14 protein-coding genes are annotated in these 18,950 nt (G+C 69.4%); 7 read left to right on the top strand and 7 right to left on the bottom strand.

The window, feature by feature from the left end:
* The first annotated feature begins 9 nt into the window (after positions 1-9).
* A complete protein-coding gene (gene lon / locus KEG38_RS17990; protein ID WP_272420926.1) occupies positions 10-2,421 on the top strand; it encodes an endopeptidase La in 2,412 nt (803 codons plus the stop codon).
* Positions 2,422-2,424: 3 nt separating this feature from the next.
* Here lon and KEG38_RS17995 read toward each other — a convergent pair whose 3' ends face one another.
* The 4 genes from KEG38_RS17995 to KEG38_RS18010 form a co-directional block, all read right to left on the bottom strand.
* Positions 2,425-3,027 (bottom strand): pilin, encoded by a 603-nt coding sequence (locus KEG38_RS17995; protein WP_272420927.1) that lies wholly within the window; start codon positions 3,025-3,027, stop codon positions 2,425-2,427.
* A gap of 185 nt (positions 3,028-3,212) precedes the next feature.
* Positions 3,213-4,076, bottom strand: a complete 864-nt coding sequence (locus KEG38_RS18000; RefSeq protein WP_272420928.1) for a hypothetical protein — start codon at positions 4,074-4,076, stop codon at positions 3,213-3,215.
* Between the two features lie 10 nt (positions 4,077-4,086).
* Positions 4,087-4,932, bottom strand: coding sequence for a hypothetical protein (locus KEG38_RS18005; RefSeq protein ID WP_272420929.1), 846 nt, complete (start codon positions 4,930-4,932; stop codon positions 4,087-4,089).
* 14 nt (positions 4,933-4,946) lie between these two features.
* The gene (locus KEG38_RS18010; RefSeq protein ID WP_272420930.1) at positions 4,947-7,355 is read right to left on the bottom strand and encodes a TonB-dependent receptor domain-containing protein; all 2,409 of its coding nucleotides are present in this window, start codon (positions 7,353-7,355) and stop codon (positions 4,947-4,949) included.
* A gap of 186 nt (positions 7,356-7,541) precedes the next feature.
* On the opposite strand from KEG38_RS18010, the gene KEG38_RS18015 reads away from it, so the two are divergent.
* Genes KEG38_RS18015 through KEG38_RS18035 form a run of 5 tightly spaced genes read left to right on the top strand, consistent with a single transcriptional unit; the run spans position 7,542 to position 13,730 of the window.
* Complete coding sequence (locus KEG38_RS18015) at positions 7,542-8,180, top strand: TetR/AcrR family transcriptional regulator (protein ID WP_272420931.1); 639 nt, start codon at positions 7,542-7,544, stop codon at positions 8,178-8,180.
* 4 nt (positions 8,181-8,184) lie between these two features.
* Positions 8,185-10,110, top strand: a complete 1,926-nt coding sequence (locus KEG38_RS18020) for an acyl-CoA dehydrogenase family protein (RefSeq protein ID WP_272420932.1) — start codon at positions 8,185-8,187, stop codon at positions 10,108-10,110.
* 5 nt (positions 10,111-10,115) lie between these two features.
* A complete protein-coding gene (locus tag KEG38_RS18025) occupies positions 10,116-11,006 on the top strand; it encodes a MaoC/PaaZ C-terminal domain-containing protein (RefSeq protein ID WP_272420933.1) in 891 nt (296 codons plus the stop codon).
* Positions 11,003-12,424 (top strand): 3-oxoacyl-ACP reductase, encoded by a 1,422-nt coding sequence (locus KEG38_RS18030; RefSeq protein ID WP_272420934.1) that lies wholly within the window; start codon positions 11,003-11,005, stop codon positions 12,422-12,424. Before KEG38_RS18025 ends, KEG38_RS18030 begins: the two co-directional genes overlap by 4 nt.
* A gap of 13 nt (positions 12,425-12,437) precedes the next feature.
* Positions 12,438-13,730: an acetyl-CoA C-acyltransferase gene (locus tag KEG38_RS18035; protein ID WP_276073216.1), complete on the top strand. Its 1,293-nt coding sequence runs from the start codon at positions 12,438-12,440 to the stop codon at positions 13,728-13,730.
* Between the two features lie 19 nt (positions 13,731-13,749).
* On the opposite strand, the gene KEG38_RS18040 is transcribed toward KEG38_RS18035, so the two are convergent.
* Positions 13,750-14,661: a hypothetical protein gene (locus KEG38_RS18040; protein ID WP_272420936.1), complete on the bottom strand. Its 912-nt coding sequence runs from the start codon at positions 14,659-14,661 to the stop codon at positions 13,750-13,752.
* A gap of 165 nt (positions 14,662-14,826) precedes the next feature.
* Between KEG38_RS18040 and KEG38_RS18045 the strand changes: the two genes are divergently transcribed.
* Positions 14,827-15,777 carry an NADP-dependent oxidoreductase gene (locus KEG38_RS18045; protein WP_272420937.1) on the top strand — a complete coding sequence of 317 codons (951 nt, stop codon included), beginning with the start codon at positions 14,827-14,829 and terminating at the stop codon, positions 15,775-15,777.
* Positions 15,778-15,829: 52 nt separating this feature from the next.
* Here the strand turns inward: KEG38_RS18045 and KEG38_RS18050 are convergent, their stop codons facing one another.
* A complete protein-coding gene (locus tag KEG38_RS18050) occupies positions 15,830-17,035 on the bottom strand; it encodes an MDR family MFS transporter (protein WP_272420938.1) in 1,206 nt (401 codons plus the stop codon).
* A 192-nt stretch (positions 17,036-17,227) separates the two neighbouring features.
* A complete protein-coding gene (locus tag KEG38_RS18055) occupies positions 17,228-18,796 on the bottom strand; it encodes a PGRS family protein (protein WP_272420939.1) in 1,569 nt (522 codons plus the stop codon).
* Positions 18,797-18,950 lie beyond the last annotated feature (154 nt).

The following is an 18,950-nucleotide window of genomic DNA, read 5'->3' on the forward strand; positions in this document are numbered from 1 at the left end:
CCGGGGGAAATGATGGCCGAACGGTTCACCCTGCCCGTCCTACCGCTGCGCGACACGGTGCTGTTTCCCGGGCTCGCGACGCCGATCACCGCAGGAAGGCTGAAGACCTTGCGCGCGGTGGAGATAGCGCTTCGCGCAGACGGGGAGGACAAGCGTGTCTTCGCCGTCGCGCAACGTGACACCTCGGAAGAGCCCACGGAGAGCAGTCTTTTCGCGGTCGGCGTGATCGGACGGATCGCCCAGGTCCAGCGTCTGGGGACAGGGCTCTCGCTCGTCTTGCAGTGCGAGCGCCGCGCCACGGCGCTGCGATACGTCACGGAGGACGGGATCCTGCGCGCGGCTTGCGTGGAGCTCGCCGATCTGCCTCGCCGCCCGGGGGAGGAGGCGGTCGTGCTCGCGCTCGCCCGCGAGGTGCGCGAGCGGGCGATCGAGTACGGCAAGCGCCGCGGTGCGCCGAAAGAGGCGCTCGAGCAGTTCCTCGGCGGCGTCGAGGATCCGAGCGCGCTCGCGAATCACGTCGCGTTTTACCTCGATCTCCCGGTGGCCGAGAAACAGGGCCTCCTGGAGACCTTGCGGACCGTGGAGCGGCTGCGCGCGCTCACGGTGCATTTGCATCGGCAAATCGGGATCGCCGAGACGCAGGAGAAGATCCGGACGACGGTGCAGGAGGAGCTCGGCGAAAGGCAGCGGGAGCTTTATCTGCGCGAGCAATTGAAGGCGATCCAGAAAGAGCTCGGCGAGGAGGACGAGGCGGGCATCGCGGATCGGCTGGAGAAGAAGATCGACGCGGCGGATCTGCCGATCGAGGTGCGCGAGGAGGTGCGGCGCGAGCTCGGGCGGCTGCGGCGGATGAGCCGGGAGACTTCGCCCGAGGCGCAGGTCGTGACGAGCTGGCTCGAATGGGTCGGCGATTTGCCGTGGAATCGGCGGACGGACGACCACGTCGATCTGGAAATGGCGCGGCAGATCCTCGACGAGGACCATTACGGCCTCGGCGACGTGAAGGACCGGGTGCTCGAGCTGCTCAGCGTGATCAAATTGCGCCTGAAGGGGCAGATTTCGGCGCCCGAGCGGGCACAGCGGGCGGCGCGCGGGCCGATCCTGCTCTTCCTCGGGCCGCCCGGTACGGGAAAAACGAGCATCGCGGAGAGCATCGCGCGGGCGATGGGTCGCAAATACATCCGCGTCTCGCTCGGCGGCGCGCGCGACGAGGCCGATATCCGCGGGCACCGGCGCACGTACGTCGGCGCGATGCCCGGCCGCATCCTGCAGGGCATGCGGCGCGTGGGCTCGAAGAACCCCGTCTTCACGCTGGACGAGATCGACAAACTCGGCGTTTCGTACCAGGGCGATCCGGCGGCGGCGCTCCTGGAAGTGCTCGATCCGGCGCAGAACGTGACGTTCGTCGACCATTACCTGGGTTTGCCGTTCGACCTTTCGGAGGTCCTTTTCGTGTGCACGGCGAACCTGCGCGAGGGCATTCCGGCGCCGCTGCTCGATCGCATGGAGACGATCACGTTTCCGGGATACACCGAGATCGAAAAGCTCGAGATTGCCCGGCGGTATCTGCTCCCGCGGCAGCGGCGTGAGTGCGCGCTCGAAGAGGAGCAGCTCGTCGTGTCGGACACGGCGCTGCTCGACGTCATCACGAGTTACACGCACGAGGCGGGCGTGCGGCAGCTCGAACGGGCGATCGGCTCCTTGGCGCGAAAAGCGGCCCATCGTATTGCGACGGGCGCGGCGCAGCGGGTGCTGGTCGAGACGGTGGCGGACGTCCGGGCGCTCCTCCGGCGCCCACGCATGCGGCCCACGACCGCGCTCGATCGAGACGAACTCGGGGTCGCCACGGGCATGTATTACACGCAGGAGGGCGGCGATATCATGCACGTCGAGGCGAGCATCGTTCCGGGCAAGGGCGAGCTCGCGCTGACGGGGCAACTCGGCGACGTCATGAAAGAGAGCGGGCGCGCGGCGCTGACATATGCACGCGAGCACAGCGCGGCGCTCGGCGTGCCGCGGGAGCGGCTGGAGGGGCGGGACATCCACGTCCACGTCCCCGCCGGCGCGATTCCGAAGGACGGGCCGAGCGCGGGCGTGACGATGGCGACGGCGATCGTGTCGGCGCTCTCGGGCAAACGCGTCCGGCGTGATGTCGCGATGACCGGGGAAATCACGCTGCGCGGGCGGGTCTTGCCGATCGGCGGCGTGAAGGAAAAGGTGCTCGGCGCGCATCGGGCGGGCATTCCGGAGATCATCCTGCCGCGGGACAATGAAGCCGAGCTCGAGGATCTGCCCGAGGAGGTGCTGCGGTCACTGCATTTCCACCTCGTGGAGACGCTCGACGAGGTGCTGACGATCGCTTTGCGCGCGGTGCCTGCGGCCGCCTGGCCGGTGGAGGTGGAGACGCCGCGGGCGGCGTGACGATCACTCGTCTTCGTTCGCCACGAAGACCTGCGTGGAAAAGCGGAGCTGGCCGGTGGGCGCGTCGCGTGTGGCGGTGAGCGTCAACGTGCTGACGGATTGGTCGCCGTCGAGGTCGCCCACGGCGGCGACCTCGACGCCCGTGGCGCCGGGGTCGGGCCCGCCGAGGGGCGGGCCGAGATATGCTTGACCCACGGAATACCGATATTGGTAATACGTCGGGTCATCGAGGCCGAAGCGGACGCAGCGCCAGCAGCACTGGTCGAAGTCCTTGCCGCTCAGGTTTTCGGGCTGGTATTTCCGGGCCGCGGGGACGTTTTGCGGCGCGACGCAGAGCATGGTGCCGCCGCATTCGGGGCACCAGGTCGTGGTGCTCGCCTCCGAGAGGCTGCCGAGGGGGAGGACCTCGCTCTTCGCGGCGCGCTCGGTGAGCATTGCAATGCCACGGGCGATGGCGCCGATGGTCTGCTTCGCTTCGCTGACCCTCGCCGCCGCGAGGTAACGCCGCACGCCGAAAATGGCGAGCGCTGCCAGGACGCCGATGATCGCGACCACGATCATCAGCTCGACCAAGGTAAACCCTCGACCCTCCCTCCGCCGTTTCATGTTCCTCGTTCCCCCGGAGAGCGCGCGTCAAGCACGCCACGTGCCATCCGCGTATCGTCCTTTATCCTGCGCTTCGATGCAAGAAAGCGGAGCGCGCCATCCGCAGGCGCTGCGGTGCGTCACGCCCCGGTGACGAAAAATGTCACCCGAAGGGCGAGGGGTGACCATTTCCGGCAGGGGGAACGTCATTTCGGATCCGTCGCGATGCACTCGCCCTCGCCGCGGAAATGCCCCACGGTGCGGGAGAGGTCCGTGACGAACGCGCCGAGGTCGTTCACGTCGCCAGCCGCGCCCGTGCCATAGGCGCCGTCCGCGGGATCGATGTCCACGAGCTTCTTGGCCGCGAGCTCGGCGAGCGTCACTTCGCCGTCGTTGTCCGTGTCCGCCGAGGCGAGAGCGTTGAAGCGCAACTTCGCGTTCGGCGATTGCAGGTCGTCGTAGAAGAGGTGATCGCCGTGGATCGTGAGCTCCACGTTGTCGATGCCGCCGTTCGTGATGAGGACGCCGACGGTCTCACGGCCGTCTTTCTCGCCTTTGCATTCGGTGTATGCCGTGGGCACGCCGAAGCCCCAGCGGAACGTCTTTTTCACGGCGCCCTGCGTGGCCTCGCCCTCGGCCCAGATGGCGTATTTGCTTTGTTTCATTGCGTCGAGGTCGGCCGCGGTCGCGCCGTCGCCGAGCTCGGTATCGCCCCCCGCGGGGCGAACCTCGAAGCTGACGTTCGTCCACGGTTTGGCCTCGAGGTCCTCGAACGTGACGAGCGGCTTGACCCCCGGGGCCACGTGATCGACGATTTTCGTGGTCTTCAGCTCGGCGCCGATCGCCCCGGTATCGTCGGCGATGCGCACGCCGCCGAGCACCACGAGGAATTTCGAGAATTTGATGCTCCAGCCGTCCTCGAAGTCGGACGCCGGGATTTCCTCCTCGATGTACCCCTCGCCCCAGGTCGTGATCGCCACGTCCCCCGTGCCCGCGGGCTCTTCGGCGCCGCAACCGGCGAGGAGCGCGGCGGCGAAGCAAAGGTGCGTCATTCCAGACAGTCGTTTCATGGGATTCTCCTCAAGGTGTCGAATACGCGAAGGTCACGGCGGACCCTTTTTTGAAGCCGCGCGTGATGGCACGGAAGGCCAGGCCGTCCCGCGGCAGGACCACGGGCGAACCGTCCGCGCTCTCCGGAACCGCGTCGAATTCGGCCTGATCGAGCCATACACTCGGCGCGATGTGAATCGTGATGGTGCCGTCGTTTTGCACGTCGGGCTCGCCCTCGAAGGCGCATCCTTCGAGGCGCGGCTCGCCGTAAGCGTCGAGGATGTCGGCGGCGTCGGCCTCGACGCGGAAGATTCGTGTCAGCGTGTCTTTCTGCGCCTCGCCTTCGAGCACGACGACGTGCCCCGCGAGCGTGTCCTTCGCGTCGCCCGTGGGCGCGGGCTCGTACGAGAAGCGGGCGGAGCGATAAAGGCCGGCCACGCCATCGCCGGGCGGGAGGTCCGCGGGGCCTTTCGCGAGGTCCACCGAGGACGAGACGAGCACCTGGCCCATCGCGTCGCCGGCCTGGTAATGGCCGGGGTGCGCGTGGGCCACGCCGAGGCCGAGGAAGCGTGCGAACGTATCGCCCGGGCGCGGTGGCGCGGCGGCGGCCGAGAAGATCGGCGCGCCATTGAAGTAATAGAGCGGGCCGATGGAGACGGCGGCGAGCGAGAGGCGGATCGACCAGCCGTAGGCATTGACGAACGGCGCGTCGATCCCGTCGTCGGCGACGATACGCGTCTGCAAGGCGACACGCTTGCCGCTCGTGGTTTCGGCGGGGCCGCAGGCGGAGGCGAGGGCGCCCGTGGCGAGGGAGAGGCCGACCAGGAAAAACCCGGCGGCGGAGGAGAGGCCCAGGCGAACCATGGAGAGCTTCATGTACTCCTCGGATTCTAGAGGTGGAGGGACAAGGTGCCCATCAAGGTGAGCGGCGCGCCGACCGTCACATGCTGGAGCGGAACGAGCGAAGGCGCCGCGCCGCGCGTGAAGCTCGAAGCGTAGGTGAACTGGCCGTCGTACCATTTCGCGTCGAGCAGGTTGTAGACGTCGAGCTCGATCTCGACCTCGCGCAGCCGCGCGCCGATCGTGGCGTCGGCGAGGAAGATGTCCCGGCCAACCTCGGCGAAACGCAAAGGCCGAACGCCGAGGTAGGCGAGGCCGACGCCGATCTTGCCCACGAGATCCCGACGGAAAAGGCGGGCGAGGCGAGGCGTGAGCGCGACGTCGGTGCGCGCGACGAGCTGGGGCGTGTAGGGGACGAGCGAGCCGATATCGGGGCCCGCTGTGAAGGATGCGCGGGTATACGTGACGCTGCCGCTCTCGACGATCCACGCGCGCGGACGGAGGACGAAATCGAGCGAAAAGCCGGTGCGCTGCGTGGCGGCGACGCGTTCGTAGGCGGTGGCCTTTTCGTCGAAGACGAGGTCGTCGGAGAGGCGGGTGTGAAAGACGGCGAGGTTCGCGCGCATGCGGTCGCCGTCGGCATAACGAATGCCCGCCTCGAAGGAGCGCACGGTGGTGAAGGGCGTGCGTTCGCCGTCGCCGAGGGTCCGGGCCTGCGGGGAGCGAAAGCCGTCGCCATAACTCGCGACCGCGTGCAGGCCCGGGATCAAGGTGACGTCGACCGTCGCTTTGCCTCCCACGCGCGCGCCCATGGCCGCGCGCGCCGCTCCCGCGCCTTCGCCCGTGGCGAGGTCCGTGACGCCATAAAAAAGCCCGTCCACGCGCACGCCGCCGCGGATCACCACGCGGCGGAGCGGCCGGAGCGAGGCGTCGACGTATCCGGCCACGTCGGCGGCGCGTGCGCGGGCATCGACGCGCGTTTCCATGACGCGATCGGTGACGACCGAGAGGCGGCGCTGCGATTGCTCGATCGTGTCGCCCCGGGCCTGGACGCCGATTTCGAGGGAGTCCTCGGGGGAGAAGATCGGCGTCTTCCGGTGGTAATGCGTGGACAAACCGAACGTCGTCGCCTCGTTGATCTGCTGCTGCGCGTCGCCGTCGACCGGGTCGAGGAGGAAGCCCGTGTAATTGGCGCGGAGCCGGAGGCCACGCGCGACGAAGTAGGGCGTGAAGGAGAAGCGCGCTTTGCCGCTGTCGTCATCGTGATCGAGGGAGAGGACGACCTGGATGCGGGTCGAGTCGCCGCCCTGGCGCGCGTCGTAGGTCGCGAATCGATCGACGAGGCCACGCTCGATGTCGTCGCGGCGGAGCACGCCCGGCGAGGAAAAACGCGCCGCGTAGGCCGAGGCCATCACGCGGGCCGAGAGGCTCGTGCTGATCGGAAAGACGTGCTGGGCGATCGCGGAGGCGCGGCGCGCGGCGCGCGAGGGGCCGAATCCGTCGGTGCTTTGCGCCTCGAAGGCCGCGAAGGTCGCTTCGGTCGTGCCTTGGGGGCGATACGCGAGGAAGAGGCGCCGCTCGCCGTAGGTGCCGAGCCCGAGGGACGAGGTAAAACCCGTCTCGGCGAGGCCGAGATCCATTTCGATGGTTCCCGCGACCGCGAAATCGCCCTGCCGCGGGTCGTAGGGCCCGGCCTTCGCGCGGACGCTCTTCACGACCTCGGGCATCACGAAATGCAGGTCGGCATAACCCTGGCCGTGAATGTTCGAGACCTCGTTCGCGGGCGCGCCCGCGACGCGGAGCTCGAGATCCTGCCCGTGGGCCGCGTCGAAGCCACGCAAAAAAATCTGATGTGCCTTGCCCTGGCCGCCGTGCTGCGTGATGAAAACGCCGGGAACCACGCGCAGGAGATCACTCGCCGTGCGATGCGGCGCCGCCGCGAGGACGTCGCGCTTTTGCACGACCTCGGAGGCGCTGCGCGGCGGGCCTTCGCCGCGAACGGTCACGGCAATCGGGCGCGGAGGCGGGGGCGGCGGCGGATGCGGATGCGAATGCGGGGGCGGATCCAGGAGGCCGGGCGCGGGTTTGTCCGCTGGTTTGTCCGGTGGTACCGCGGTCACGCCCTCGAATCGGGCGATCATCCGGATCCGCGCCTTCACGGGCGTTCCGTTCTGGCGCGCGGGCTCGAACGTCCACTGCGCCGCGGCGCGGAGCGCCTCGGCGTCGAAGGCCGGCGAGACGCTCGCCTCGATCTCGATCGCCACGGCGCGGCCGTCGGGGCCGACGGTGATCAAAAGCGGGACGATCACGTCGTGCGCCTCCGCGCGGCCTTCGGGCCACGTCGGCGCGGGCTGGCTCTTCGGCACGGGTGGCGTGACCTCGTCGTGCGCGCGCGCGGGCAAGGCGACGAGCCATGCCAGAAGGAGGAGGGACGAAGGGAAAAGGAGGCGCGGACGCAAGCGAGGATCTCGTCCCGAGCTGGTAGCACGAGCATTGCTTGTCGTGCTACCCATTTCGCGTCCTCGTGGAACGGCCGTTGGATCGGCCGGCAGACGTACGCCCGTGTCACGCCCCGGCTTCATGACGCGGCACGTAAGACCGCACTTGACCGGCCGCTTACCAACTGGTAGGGAAGTCCTGACCGGATGGTTCTGGCTCGATCTCCCGACCCCGACGTGCCGCGCGCCATCGTTGCCGCGGCGACGCGCCTCTTCGCGGCGCAAGGCTTCGACGCGACCAGCCTGCAAGCGGTGGCGGACGAGGTCTCGTTGACGAAGCAGGCGGTGCTGCACCATTTCCCGTCAAAGGAGCACCTGCGTCAGGCGGTCCTCGGCGCGATCCTCGCGCACTGGAATGATACGTTGCCGCGGCTCTTGCTCGCGGCGGCGGCGAGCGAGGATCGGTTCGAGGCGGTGTTTGGCGAGCTTTCCGGGTTCTTCGCCGCGGATCCGGATCGCGCGCGGGTCGTCTTGCGCGAGGCGCTCGATCGGCCTGCCGAGATGCGGAAGCTCTTGCGAGGGCCGGTGCGTCCGTGGCTCGAGGCGGTCGCGGGGTACATTCGCTCCGGGCAGGCCGCGGGAAAACACCACGCCGACGTCGATCCGGAGGCGTACGTGCTGCACGTGATGCTGTTCGTCATCTCCGCGGTCGCGACGGCGTCCGTGATGCAAGGGGCGCTCGACGACGACGCGCGCGCCCGCAGCGACAAGGAGCTCGCTCGGATCGCGCGCGCGAGCTTGTTTACCCCCGCCCGGCCGCGCGGCGGGGCCCTTCCGAAAAGGTGAATCCATGGCCAATTTCTTCACCGACAACGACGACCTGCGGTTCCATTTCGAGGAAGGTGTCGACTGGGCTCCGCTCGTGGAGGTGACCGAGCTCGGCTATCGAACCGAGGACGGCTTCAAGACGCCCCAGGAGGCCGTGGCCTTCTATCGCGAAGTCGCCGAATCGACGGGCGCGCTCGCGGCCGAGCAGATCGCGACGCGCGCTGCCGCGATCGATCGCGAGGACACGCACCTCGAAGACGGCGAGGCGATCGCCGGGCCGGCGATGAACCAGATCTTCGAGGCGATCAAGGCGGCGGAGCTGCACAGGCTGTGTTTGCCGCGGGAGCTCGGGGGGCTGAATGCGCCGCTGCTTCTGTATTTCCTCTCCGGCGAGATGATCGCGCGCGCCGACGTGTCGGTGATGACGCATCACTCGTTCCACGGCGGGATGGCGATGGCCATGCTCGCGTATTCGATCTACGAGGGATCGACGGCGCTCGACCCGGCGCGCGGGCGGATCGAGTCCACGCGTTTCGCGAGCGCGATCGAGGAAATCGCCCGCGGAGACGCGTGGGGCTGCATGGATATCACGGAGCCGAACGCGGGCAGCGACATGGCCGCGCTGCGCACGCGCGCGGAGCTCGGGGCCGATGGGCGCTGGTATCTCTCGGGCCAAAAGATTTTCATCACGTCGGGGCACGGAAAATACCATTTCGTCATCGCGCGGACCGAGGACGCGAAGAACCCGGACGATCCGTTCGCGGGGCTCGGCGGTCTGTCGATGTTCCTCGTCAAGGCTTATGACGATCTGCCGGATGGGACGCGCAAGCGGTACGTGACGATCGATCGGGTCGAGGAAAAACTCGGGCACCACGGCTCGGTGACGGCGGCGCTTTCGTTCGAGAACGTGCCGGGGGAGCTCGTCGGCAAGCGCGGCGAGGGATTCAAGTACATGCTCGTGCTCATGAACAACGCGCGCGTCGGCGTGGGGTTCGAGAGCATCGGGCTCGCGGAGTCCGCGTATCGCCTGGCGAAGTCGTATGCCGAGGAGCGGCGCTCGATGGGGAAGCCGATCGCGCGGCACGAGATGATCGCCGATTACCTCGACGAGATGCGCACGGACATCCAGGGGCTCAGGGCGCTCGCGGTGGACGCGGCGTACAGCGAGGAGATGGCGCAGAAGCTCGTGCTCTTCGAGCGATTCTCGGCGGGGCTCGGGCCGGCCGAGCGGGAGCGCGTGGCGCGCGAGCTGCCGCGGTGGCGCGCGCGTTCGCGCAGGCTCACGCCGCTCTTGAAATACCTGGCCGCGGAGAAGGCCGTGGAGATTGCCCGGCGCGCGATCCAGATCCACGGCGGCGTCGGGTACACGAAGGATTACGGCGCGGAGAAGCTTTTGCGCGACGCGCTCGTGATGCCCATTTACGAGGGGACGAGCCAGATCCAGGCGCTCATGGCCATGAAGGACACGCTGCTCGGTGCCATCAAGCGGCCGCGTGATTTCCTCGCGCGGATCGCGGACGCGCGGCTCGGCGCGTTGACGGGGAAAGACGAGCTCGATCGGCGCCTCGCGCGGGTGCAGGGGTATTCGCTTTCGGCGCAGCAGCACCTCCTCACGCGCACCGCGGCGGGCAAGCTGCGGACGCTGACGGTCGTGCCGTTTGCGTCCTGGCCCGACGCCTTGACGAAGGGCTGGGATCCAAAACGGGATTTTTCGCTCGCGATGTTGCACGCCGAGCGGCTCATTCGCCTCCTCGCGGACGAGGCCATCGCGGAGATTCTGGTCGCGCAGGCGAAAAAACATCCGGGGCGGCGGGAGCTTGCCGAGAGGTATCTCGATCGGGCCGAGCTCCGGGCGCGCGCGCTTCACGAGGAAATCACCACGACGGGCGGACGTATCCTCGCGATGCTCTCGCCCGAGGCCGAAAAGCAGGCCGTCGCCGCGGAGTAAAACCCATGGGTGTCTCGACGAAACACGTGCTTTCGCAGCTCCCGGTGCTGAAAGGAATGGGGCAGGCGGCGCTCGCGTCGCTCGTGCGTCGGCCGGCGAGCGGGATCGATCCGGAGCGGGGCGGGTGGCTGGAGGAGGAGATTCCGCCGCGGCCCGCGGAGCTCGTGCGCGATTACGTGCGGCACGTGGGCGGCGATCCCGCGTGGTATCGCGGACGCTTGCCGGCGCACATGTTTCCGCAATGGGGATTTCCCCTCGCGGCGCGGGCGCTCGCGGTGCTGCCGTATCCGCTGAGCCGCGTGGTGAATGCGGGCTGTCGGATCGAGCAACGCGCGATGTTGCCGGCAAACGAGCCGCTCCGCGTGCGGGCGCGGATCGATCGTGTGGACGACGACGGCCACCGCGCGCTCGTGACGCAGGTGATCGAGACGGGCACGGAGAGCGCGGGCATGGCGCTCGTGGCCGAGATGCGCACGTTCATTCCGCTCGAGAAGCGCGAAGGCAAGGAGAAGAAGGCGCGGCCGACGGTGCCGGCGGACGCGCGTGAAATCGCGTTTTCCCGCATCCCGGAGAGCGCGGGGCTCGACTTCGCGAAGCTCACCGGCGATTTTAATCCGATCCACTGGATCGCGCCGTATGCGCGCGCGGCGGGCTTCCGGTCGTGCATCCTGCACGGGTTCTCGACGCTCGCGCGGGCGGTCGAGGCCTTGAACCGGGCGCGGCTCGCGGGGGATCCGAGCCGGCTGCAAACCATCGACGTGCGGTTCACCCGGCCGCTCGTCCTGCCCGCGCGGGTCGGCGTGTACGTCGATCAGAATCGCGGGATCTGGGTGGGAGACGCCCATGGGGGCGGAAGTTATCTGGAAGGTCACTTCGAGGCGGAGAAGGGATCATGAGTGACGTTTTGCTCGAGATTGGTAGGAACGCCCGGGCGCGGGCGGTCGTGAATGCGCTTGGTTTGCCCATTCCGCTGCCGGTGCCGCTCCGGCGCGCGCGCGGGCCGTGGCGCGAGAGGCCCCTCGCGGACGCGAGTGTGGTCGTGGGCGCGTCGGCGGGCGCCGAGCTCGCGCCCGTGATTGCGGAGACGCTCGCGGCGGCGGGCGCGAATGCGTACTCGACCGGGTCCGATTCGATCGCGTCCGCGTTCGTGGAGCCGGGCGAAGCCTACGGCAGGCCTGCGCGCGCGCTTTCGGCGCTCGGGGACAACGAGCGTGTCGCGGGCGTGGTTTTCGATGCGACGGGGCTCCGGGACGTCGCCGGCCTTCGCGCCCTTTACGAGACGTTTCACCCGCTGGTCAGCCGCCTCGCGCGGTCGGGCCGCGTGCTCGTGCTCGGGCGGCCGAGCGGGAATGGGCCCGCGGCGGCGGCCGCGCAAGCCGCGCTCGAAGGGTTCGTCCGGAGCGTGGCCAAGGAGATCGGCCGCGGGGGCGCGACGGCGAACCTCGTGCGCGTGGAGAAAGGCGCCGAGGCGCGCCTCGGGCCGGTGCTTCGATTCTTGCTTTCGCCGCGATCGGCGTTCGTCTCGGCTCAGCCGTTCGTGGTCGATGCACGGACGAAGGTGTCCGACGAAAAACCGCCGTTCGTGCGGCCGCTCGAAAAGAAGGTCGCGGTTGTGACGGGCGCGGCGCGGGGCATCGGCGCGGCGACGGCGCGGCGACTCGCCGAGGAGGGGGCGCACGTCGTCTGTCTGGACAGACCGGGCGACGATGGGCCGACGAGCCAGCTCGCGCGATCGATTCAAGGCTCGGCGCTGCTCGTGGATCTCGGGGCGGACGATGCGACCGCGCGGATCGCGGATGTGGTGCGGGAGCTCGGCGGGCTCGACGTCGTCGTGCACAACGCGGGGATCACGCGGGACAAGACGCTCGGGCGCATGAGCGAGAAGCAATGGGACGAGGTGATCGGCGTGAACCTCGGCGCGGTCGTCCGGACACACGAGGCGCTCGAGCCGCTGATGCGCGAGGGCGGGCGTGTCGTGTGCTTGTCGTCGATTGCGGGGATCGCCGGCAACGTCGGGCAATCGGCGTATGCGGCCTCGAAGGCGGGGATCCTCGGGTTCGTCGCGGGGCTCGCGCCAATCCTGGCGGAGCGGGGCATCACGGTGAATGCGGTCGCGCCGGGGTTCATCGAGACGCGGTTGACGGCGGCGATCCCGGTGGCGGTGCGTGAAGCAGGGCGGCGCCTCGCCGCGCTCGGGCAGGGTGGTTTGCCCGAGGACGTGGCCGAGGTCATCACATTCCTCGCGAGCCCGGGGGCCGCGGGGATCACGGGGCGGACGGTTCGGGTCTGCGGAGGCGCGCTCATCGGCGCGTGAAGGGGAAATGGGGATGTCTGGAAAAACAGGGCGGCGGGCGGTGGTCGTGGATGGTCTGCGAACGCCGTTCGTCAAGGCATTCACGGATTTCACGAAGCTCGACACGATCGCGCTCGGCGTGGCCGCGACGCGAGGGCTTTTGAAGAAGGCGAACCTCGGGCGGCGGGACGTCGAGTCGATCGTGTGGGGCGGGGTCATCCTGCCGGGGACGGCGCCGAACGTGGGGCGCGAGATCGCGCTGGATCTAGAGCTCGATCCGGCCTGCGAGGCGATGACGGTGACGCGGGCGTGCGCGTCGGGCCTGCAAGCGGTGACGCTCGCGGCGGCGGCGATCGAGCGCGGCGAGGCGGACATCGTGATCGCCGGCGGGAGCGATTCGACGAGCAATGCGGAGATCAAGCTGCCGCAAAAGGTGGTGCACGCGCTCGCGCCGGTCGCGCTGGGGAAGGCCGATCCGAAGGCGATTCTCGGCGCGGTCGGAAAACTCGCGCCGTTCACGGACATCCTGCCGACGCGGCCGAAGATCGCCGAGCGGACGACGGGCGAGGTGATGGGCGAGGCGGCCGAGAAGATGGCGCGTCGAAACGAGATTTCTCGCGCGGCGCAGGACGCTTTCGCGGCGCGCTCGCATCATCGCGCGGCGGCGGCGATGGCGTCGGGGCGGTTCGACGAGGAGGTCACGCCGGTCGAGTCCGAAGGGAAATGGGTGCACGCGGATGGCCTCGTGCGCGCCGATACGAGCGAGGAAAAACTCGCAAAACTTCGGCCCGTGTTTGCAAAAGACGGCACGGTGACGGCGGGCAACGCGAGTCCTCTCACGGACGGCGCGGCGGCGGTGCTCTTGATGAGCGAGGAGAAGGCGCGGGCGCTCGGGTACAAGCCGCGCGCGGCTTTGACTTCGTGGGCGTACGTGGGCGTCGATCCGGCGGATCAATTGCTCATGGGGCCGGCGCTCGCCATTCCGAAGGTGCTCGACCGGGCCGGGCGCACGCTCGCCGAGATCGATCTCGTGGACCTGCACGAGGCGTTCGCGGCGCAGGTGCTCTGCGTGTTGAAGATGCTCGGCAGCGCGGCATTCGCGCGCGAGAGGCTCGGCAAGAGCGCGGCCGTGGGCGAGGTGGATCCGGCACGGCTCAATGTGCACGGCGGATCGATCGCGCTTGGTCACCCGTTCGGCGCGACGGGCGCGCGTATGGTGACGACGATGGCGAACGAGCTCGTTCGTTCGGACAAACGGACGGCGCTTCTCGGAATTTGCGCGGCGGGCGGGCTCGGGGCGGCGGCGCTGCTCGAGCGGATCGATTGACAGAGCGTCCCCCTCGGGACTAGGGACCGCAGCTCGCGTTCTTGGTGAACCAGTCCGCGAGCTTGCCGTCGGCCTCGACCTTGTCGAGCTGTTCGAGGATGGGCACGCGGCGGAATGCGCCGTCGTCCCGGAGCTCCCGATAGACACGCACGGCCGTCCGCAAGCCCACGACCTGGGTGGCTATCGGATCGGCGCGCGGGTTTTCGATCTGGTGCGCCGCGACGCCGAGGATCGTGTAGGCGAGCAGGATCGTCGCCACCGGGGAGTGGCTCTTCGGGTTCGGGCCGTCGATGTAATCGCGGAACCACGGGCAGAGCGTCACCTCGATGTCGGGGCTCGCCGAGGCCCACGCGACCGCGTTCGAGATGTGCTCGCGGCTCGCCTCCGAGAGCGGCGCCTCGCTCATCTTCTTGAACACGGTGGCGATCGCCAGAAGGCGCGGGCGCGGCAAGGATTCGCCCGGCGGGCCGAAGGGGTTTTCCGTGTCCCTCATCGCCTCGAGCTTTCTCTCCGCGGCCGGGCAGCCGTACATGTCGACGAAGACCTCGACCTCGCCGTCCGGACACTCGACGACGTACCTGTCGATGATGTGCCCCGTGTGGTTCGCGCCGACGTTGCCCGAGCGCGCCTGCCGCCCTTTTTCGGGATCGGCGCCGAGCGGCTGCGAACCGTCCTTGCACGTGTACTCCGAGATGAACGCGTAGCTGTCGACCGGGCCGCAGCGGGGCACCGGGTTCTCCTTGTCACGGCCGAGGTCCGGGTCCGTCGGGGTCCGCTTCGCCCTTGTCGTCGGTCTGTCCGAGCCCGCGTCCGTGCTTGCGTCCGCGTCCGCGGCCGTCTGCGGCGGGGTCGTTTGCGCGCCTCCGCCGCAGGCGATCGTGAACAGGGAGAGGCCGATTCCAGCGATGGGGAAGAGGAGTCGTCGGAGCACGGGGGACCTCGTGTTCGGGGGAAACGGCATGGTACAGCGAGGCCGCCCACCGGTGTCACTTTTTTCTGGGCGCGCGTTCGGGTCGCTTGTCGAGGACCCTTCGACGCCTACATTTCGCGTCCCCTGCGCGAAAGATCGCGCCGTATCCCGGAGACGAGAGAGCCCATGCGAGCCATTGCCATCGAACAGTTCGGAGGTCCCGAGACGCTTACGCCCATGGATCTGCCGACGCCCGAGCCCCGCCCGGGCGAGGTGAGGATCCGGATCGCCGCATCCGGCATCAACCCGGTCGACTGGAAAATTCGCGAGGGATACCTGGCGAAGGCCCTTCCACACCGATTCCCGCTGATCCCCGGCTGGGAGTGCGCAGGCACGATCGACGCGCTGGGCGCGGGCGTCAGCCGTTTCCAGCGCGGCGACGTGGTGTACGTATATACGCGCAAGCCCGAGGTGCAGGGCGGGACGTACGCCGAATTCGTGGTCGTGCCGGAGTCGATCGTGGCCGCGAAGCCGAAATCGCTGCTGCTCCACGAGGCCGCGAGCGTGCCCCTGGCGGGGCTGACGGCGTATCAGGCGTTGTTCCGGCGCGCGCCGGGCGTGGGGCCGGGGCGGACGGTGCTCGTGCACGCGGCGTCCGGCGGGGTCGGGATGTTCGGCGTGCAGCTCGCCAAGCACGCAGGGGCGACGGTGATCGGTACGGCCGGGCCCGACAACCAGGATTTCATTCGTTCGCTCGGCGTCGATCATCCGATCGATTACCGCGCGGGCGACGTGCGCGCGGCCGTCCGGGCGATCGCGCCCGAGGGCGTGGACGTGGTGTTCGATTGCGTGGGCGGCGAGACGCTTTCCCTGAGCTACGAGCTCGTGAAGCCCGGCGGGCGGCTCGTGAGCGTGGTGGATACGCCGAACGCGGACGAGGCGAGGGCCCGCGGGATCGAGGCGTATTACCATTTCGTGGAGCCGAACGCGGAGGAGCTCGCGAAGCTCGGGGAGCTCCTCGACGCGGGGAAGATCCGCACGCACGTCTCGTCGATCCTGCCGTTCGCGGAGGCTGCGCTGGCGCAGGAAAAGAGCCGCGAGGGGCGCACCCGCGGCAAGGCCGTGCTCGTCCTGTAAAACGGTCGTCCAGACATGCGGCCACGCGGGGGGTTCCGCGTGGCCGCGCGCGTCAGGGTTTTTCCTCGGGAGCCGGCGGCGGCAGGTTCTTGCCCCAGACGAGCTGGCAAGCCGCGACAGCGAGGCAAAGCACGAGGCAGAGGAGCCAGAAGAGCGGGAGGCCCGTCTTCGGCAGGAGGCGCGTGCTGATCGAGGGGGCGCCCATCGCGCCGAAGCTGAAGGTGAGCGAAAAGGCGCCCTGGTAACGGCCGCGGAGATGCTTCGGCGAGAGGTCGGCGACGATGCTCGCGTTCACGGGCGCGAAGATGATCTCGCCGAAGGTCCACACCGCGATCGTGGCCATGTAGGCCGGGAGCGTCGAGGCGAGCGCCACGGTGCCGAATCCAATGCCCGTCAGCGTCGCGGCGGCCGCGAGCAGGACGCCGCGCGGGACGTCCTTCACCCACCGCGTGACGAGCGGCTGGCAGAGCACGATGAGCAAGCAATTCGTGGCGACCGCGATGCCGTAATGCTCGGTGGTGAGGCCCTTCTGGCGCATGTCCTCCGGCATGGCCGAGAGGTGCTGGAAAAAGACCAGCGTGAGCGCGAGGTTGCAGAGGAGAAACGGGAGGTACTTGCCGTCGAAGAAGGGCGTGAGCACGCTGCCGCGATTGTCGCGGTGCGCCTCGGCCGGGCGGCTTTCGGGGACGGAGCGCCAGATGATCGCGGCGAGGACGAGCGTCGTGAGCGCGTCGCCGAGGAAAAGCGCGAAGAAGCTCCGCTTCGCCATGAAGCCGCCGAGGACCGCGGCGAACGCATACCCGAGGTTTACGGCCCAGTATTGCAGGGAGAACGCCTTCACGCGGTGCTCGGGCGGCACGATGTCGGCGACGAGGGCCTGGCTCGCGGGGCGGAACATGTCCGAGAAGAAGCCGAGGAAGACCGTGGCCGAAGCGATCTGCCAGGTCTCGCGCGCGAGGCCGAGGCCGATCATGAAGGCGGAGCTCGTGACGAGCGCGAGGAGCATCGTGGCGCGGCGGCCGAGGCGATCGGAAAGGGCGCCGCCGAGCAACGTGCCCGCGAGCGAGCCGGCGCCGAAGAGCGAGGCGATGAGGCCCGCGGTGGGGAGGTCGAGGCCTCGCTGCTGCGTGAGATAAACGAAGAGGAGCGGGACGACGAAGCTGCCCGCCCGGTTGACGAACATGCCGGCCCAGAGCGACCAGAACGCCCGGGGCAAACCGTCGGTGATGCCGGCAAAACGTACGGCGAGCGAGCTCATGTCCCGGTGTACCGGAACCGAAGTTCGTCGAAGAACGATTCCCTCACCCCCATCCCCTCTCCCTCTCGGGAGAGGGGAGAAAAGGCGTCGTTCACCCCTCTCCCGGAGGGAGAGGGGCCGGGGGTGAGGCGCATACAATTCACGATTGCCGCGACGGTGCCGCGCACGCGCGCGCACGTCAAGCGCGGAGCATCAAAAGGATCGGATGGCCGCGCTGATGCCGGGCGCGCCGCGGTTGCCCGCGACGTCGCCGTCGCCGCCCTTTCCGCCGTCGCCGGGTTTGCCCGTGGCGAGCGAGACGGCGCCGCGAAGCTCGGGCTCGGCGCCGACGTGGGCAATCACGACGGCAGGCCCGCCGAGGCCGCCGCCGCCGGGGCCACCCTTGCCGCCCGCGCCGCCCGCGCCGCCCGGACAAGCGTCGGGCGCGGAGAGGCCTTTTCCGGTGCCGCCCTTGCCGCCCATTCCGCCGGCGCCGCCGATCTGGCCATCGGCGCCGTTGCCGCCGCGGCCGCCTCGATGGACCGCGACGCGTCCGTCCCAGAGCACGATCGTCGATTCGATGCTGGCAATGCCGATGCTCGCGCCGCCGGCCCCGCCGCCCATGCCGCCATGTCCGCCGCAGCCGCCGGTGCCGCCGCTGCCGCCGCTCGCGCCGGCCCCGGGCGTCGCATTGGCGCAAATCGAGGCCGCGCCCCGCGCGCCCCCGGCGCCGCCGCCACCTTGGCCGGGCAAACCAAACCCGCCGGTGCCGCCCGCGATGCCGAAATATCCCGTGGCGTCGAGCCGGCCGAAACCCGCCGCGCCCGTGCCGGGCGTGCCCCGTGATCCTTGATTGCCGGGCGCGCCCTTGCCAGCCGCGCAGCTCCAGCCGCTCCCCGCGTCGCCCGCGCCGCCGAGGCCGAAGCTCGGCGCCGCGGGCGTGCCGAGCTCGCCGGCCTTTCCGGGGGTCGATTGCAACGAATCCGGCAGGATCGCGCCGCCGTCGCCGCCTTGTCCGCCCATGGTGACGCTGCCGCCCTCGCACATGCGCTCGACGCGCGTGCCGCCCGGGGTCCCGAGGTCGGGATCGGCGACGCAGGCCGCCTGGCCGTCGAGTCCGTCGAGGCCGTCGAGCGCGGGATCGGACGGGAGGCTCGCGCCATTCTCGCCGTCTTTGCCCTCCCCGGCGCGCACGTCGCAGCGCCAGAGCTCGGCGTGGGTGTGGTCGGCGAGCAGGGCGATCGACGATCCGCCGGGGCGGGTCGCGTCGGCGGCGAAGACGGCGAGGTCCTCGATGCGGGTCGCGAGCGGGCCGGGCGCGAGCACGAGCGGGACCTCGTCGGGCGAGCCATAGAGGCGGGTCTTTACGGTCTTGTCTTTCCAGCGGTAGCCTTCCTGGCAATCGAGGCCGCCGAAGACGCTGGCGCCGGCGGGCAGGACCAGGCGCTCGTAGAAGTCCTCGGCGCAGGCGTAGATGGGGCGGCCTTCGCCGGCGACCTGCGCGGCGTGGGCGAGGGTGCGGAAGGGGTTGTCCTGTGTGCCCGGGCCGTCGTCGTCGCCGAGGGTCGTCGAGACGAAGACGCCGCAATCGGCGGGGACGGGTCCGTCGTTCCAGGCGGGCACGCAGCGCGGGACCACGTAACGTTCGCCGGTGGCCCTCGTCTCGCAAATGGGGCCATCCGTGCATTCGGCTTCGGGAGCCGGGGCGCAGCTCACGCCGAGCGTGAGCAGGGCGAGGGGCAAAAGGGCGAGGCGCGCGGCCCCGCCGAGGTTTGTCGGCATGATCGATCGCTTCCGGAGTGGGCTTTGAAATGGAAGAGGACGGCGCTCGCAGCGAGCACGCGTCCAGGGCCCTCGTGGGCCGCCGGGCATCGCATCGCGAGCGCCGACGATTTGGATGACGAGGCATGGGTCCGGTTGCGGAAATCGCGGAAGG

This window comes from Polyangium jinanense, from assembly GCF_028435265.1.
In the GTDB taxonomy this organism is placed as follows: domain Bacteria; phylum Myxococcota_A; class Polyangia; order Polyangiales; family Polyangiaceae; genus Polyangium; species Polyangium jinanense.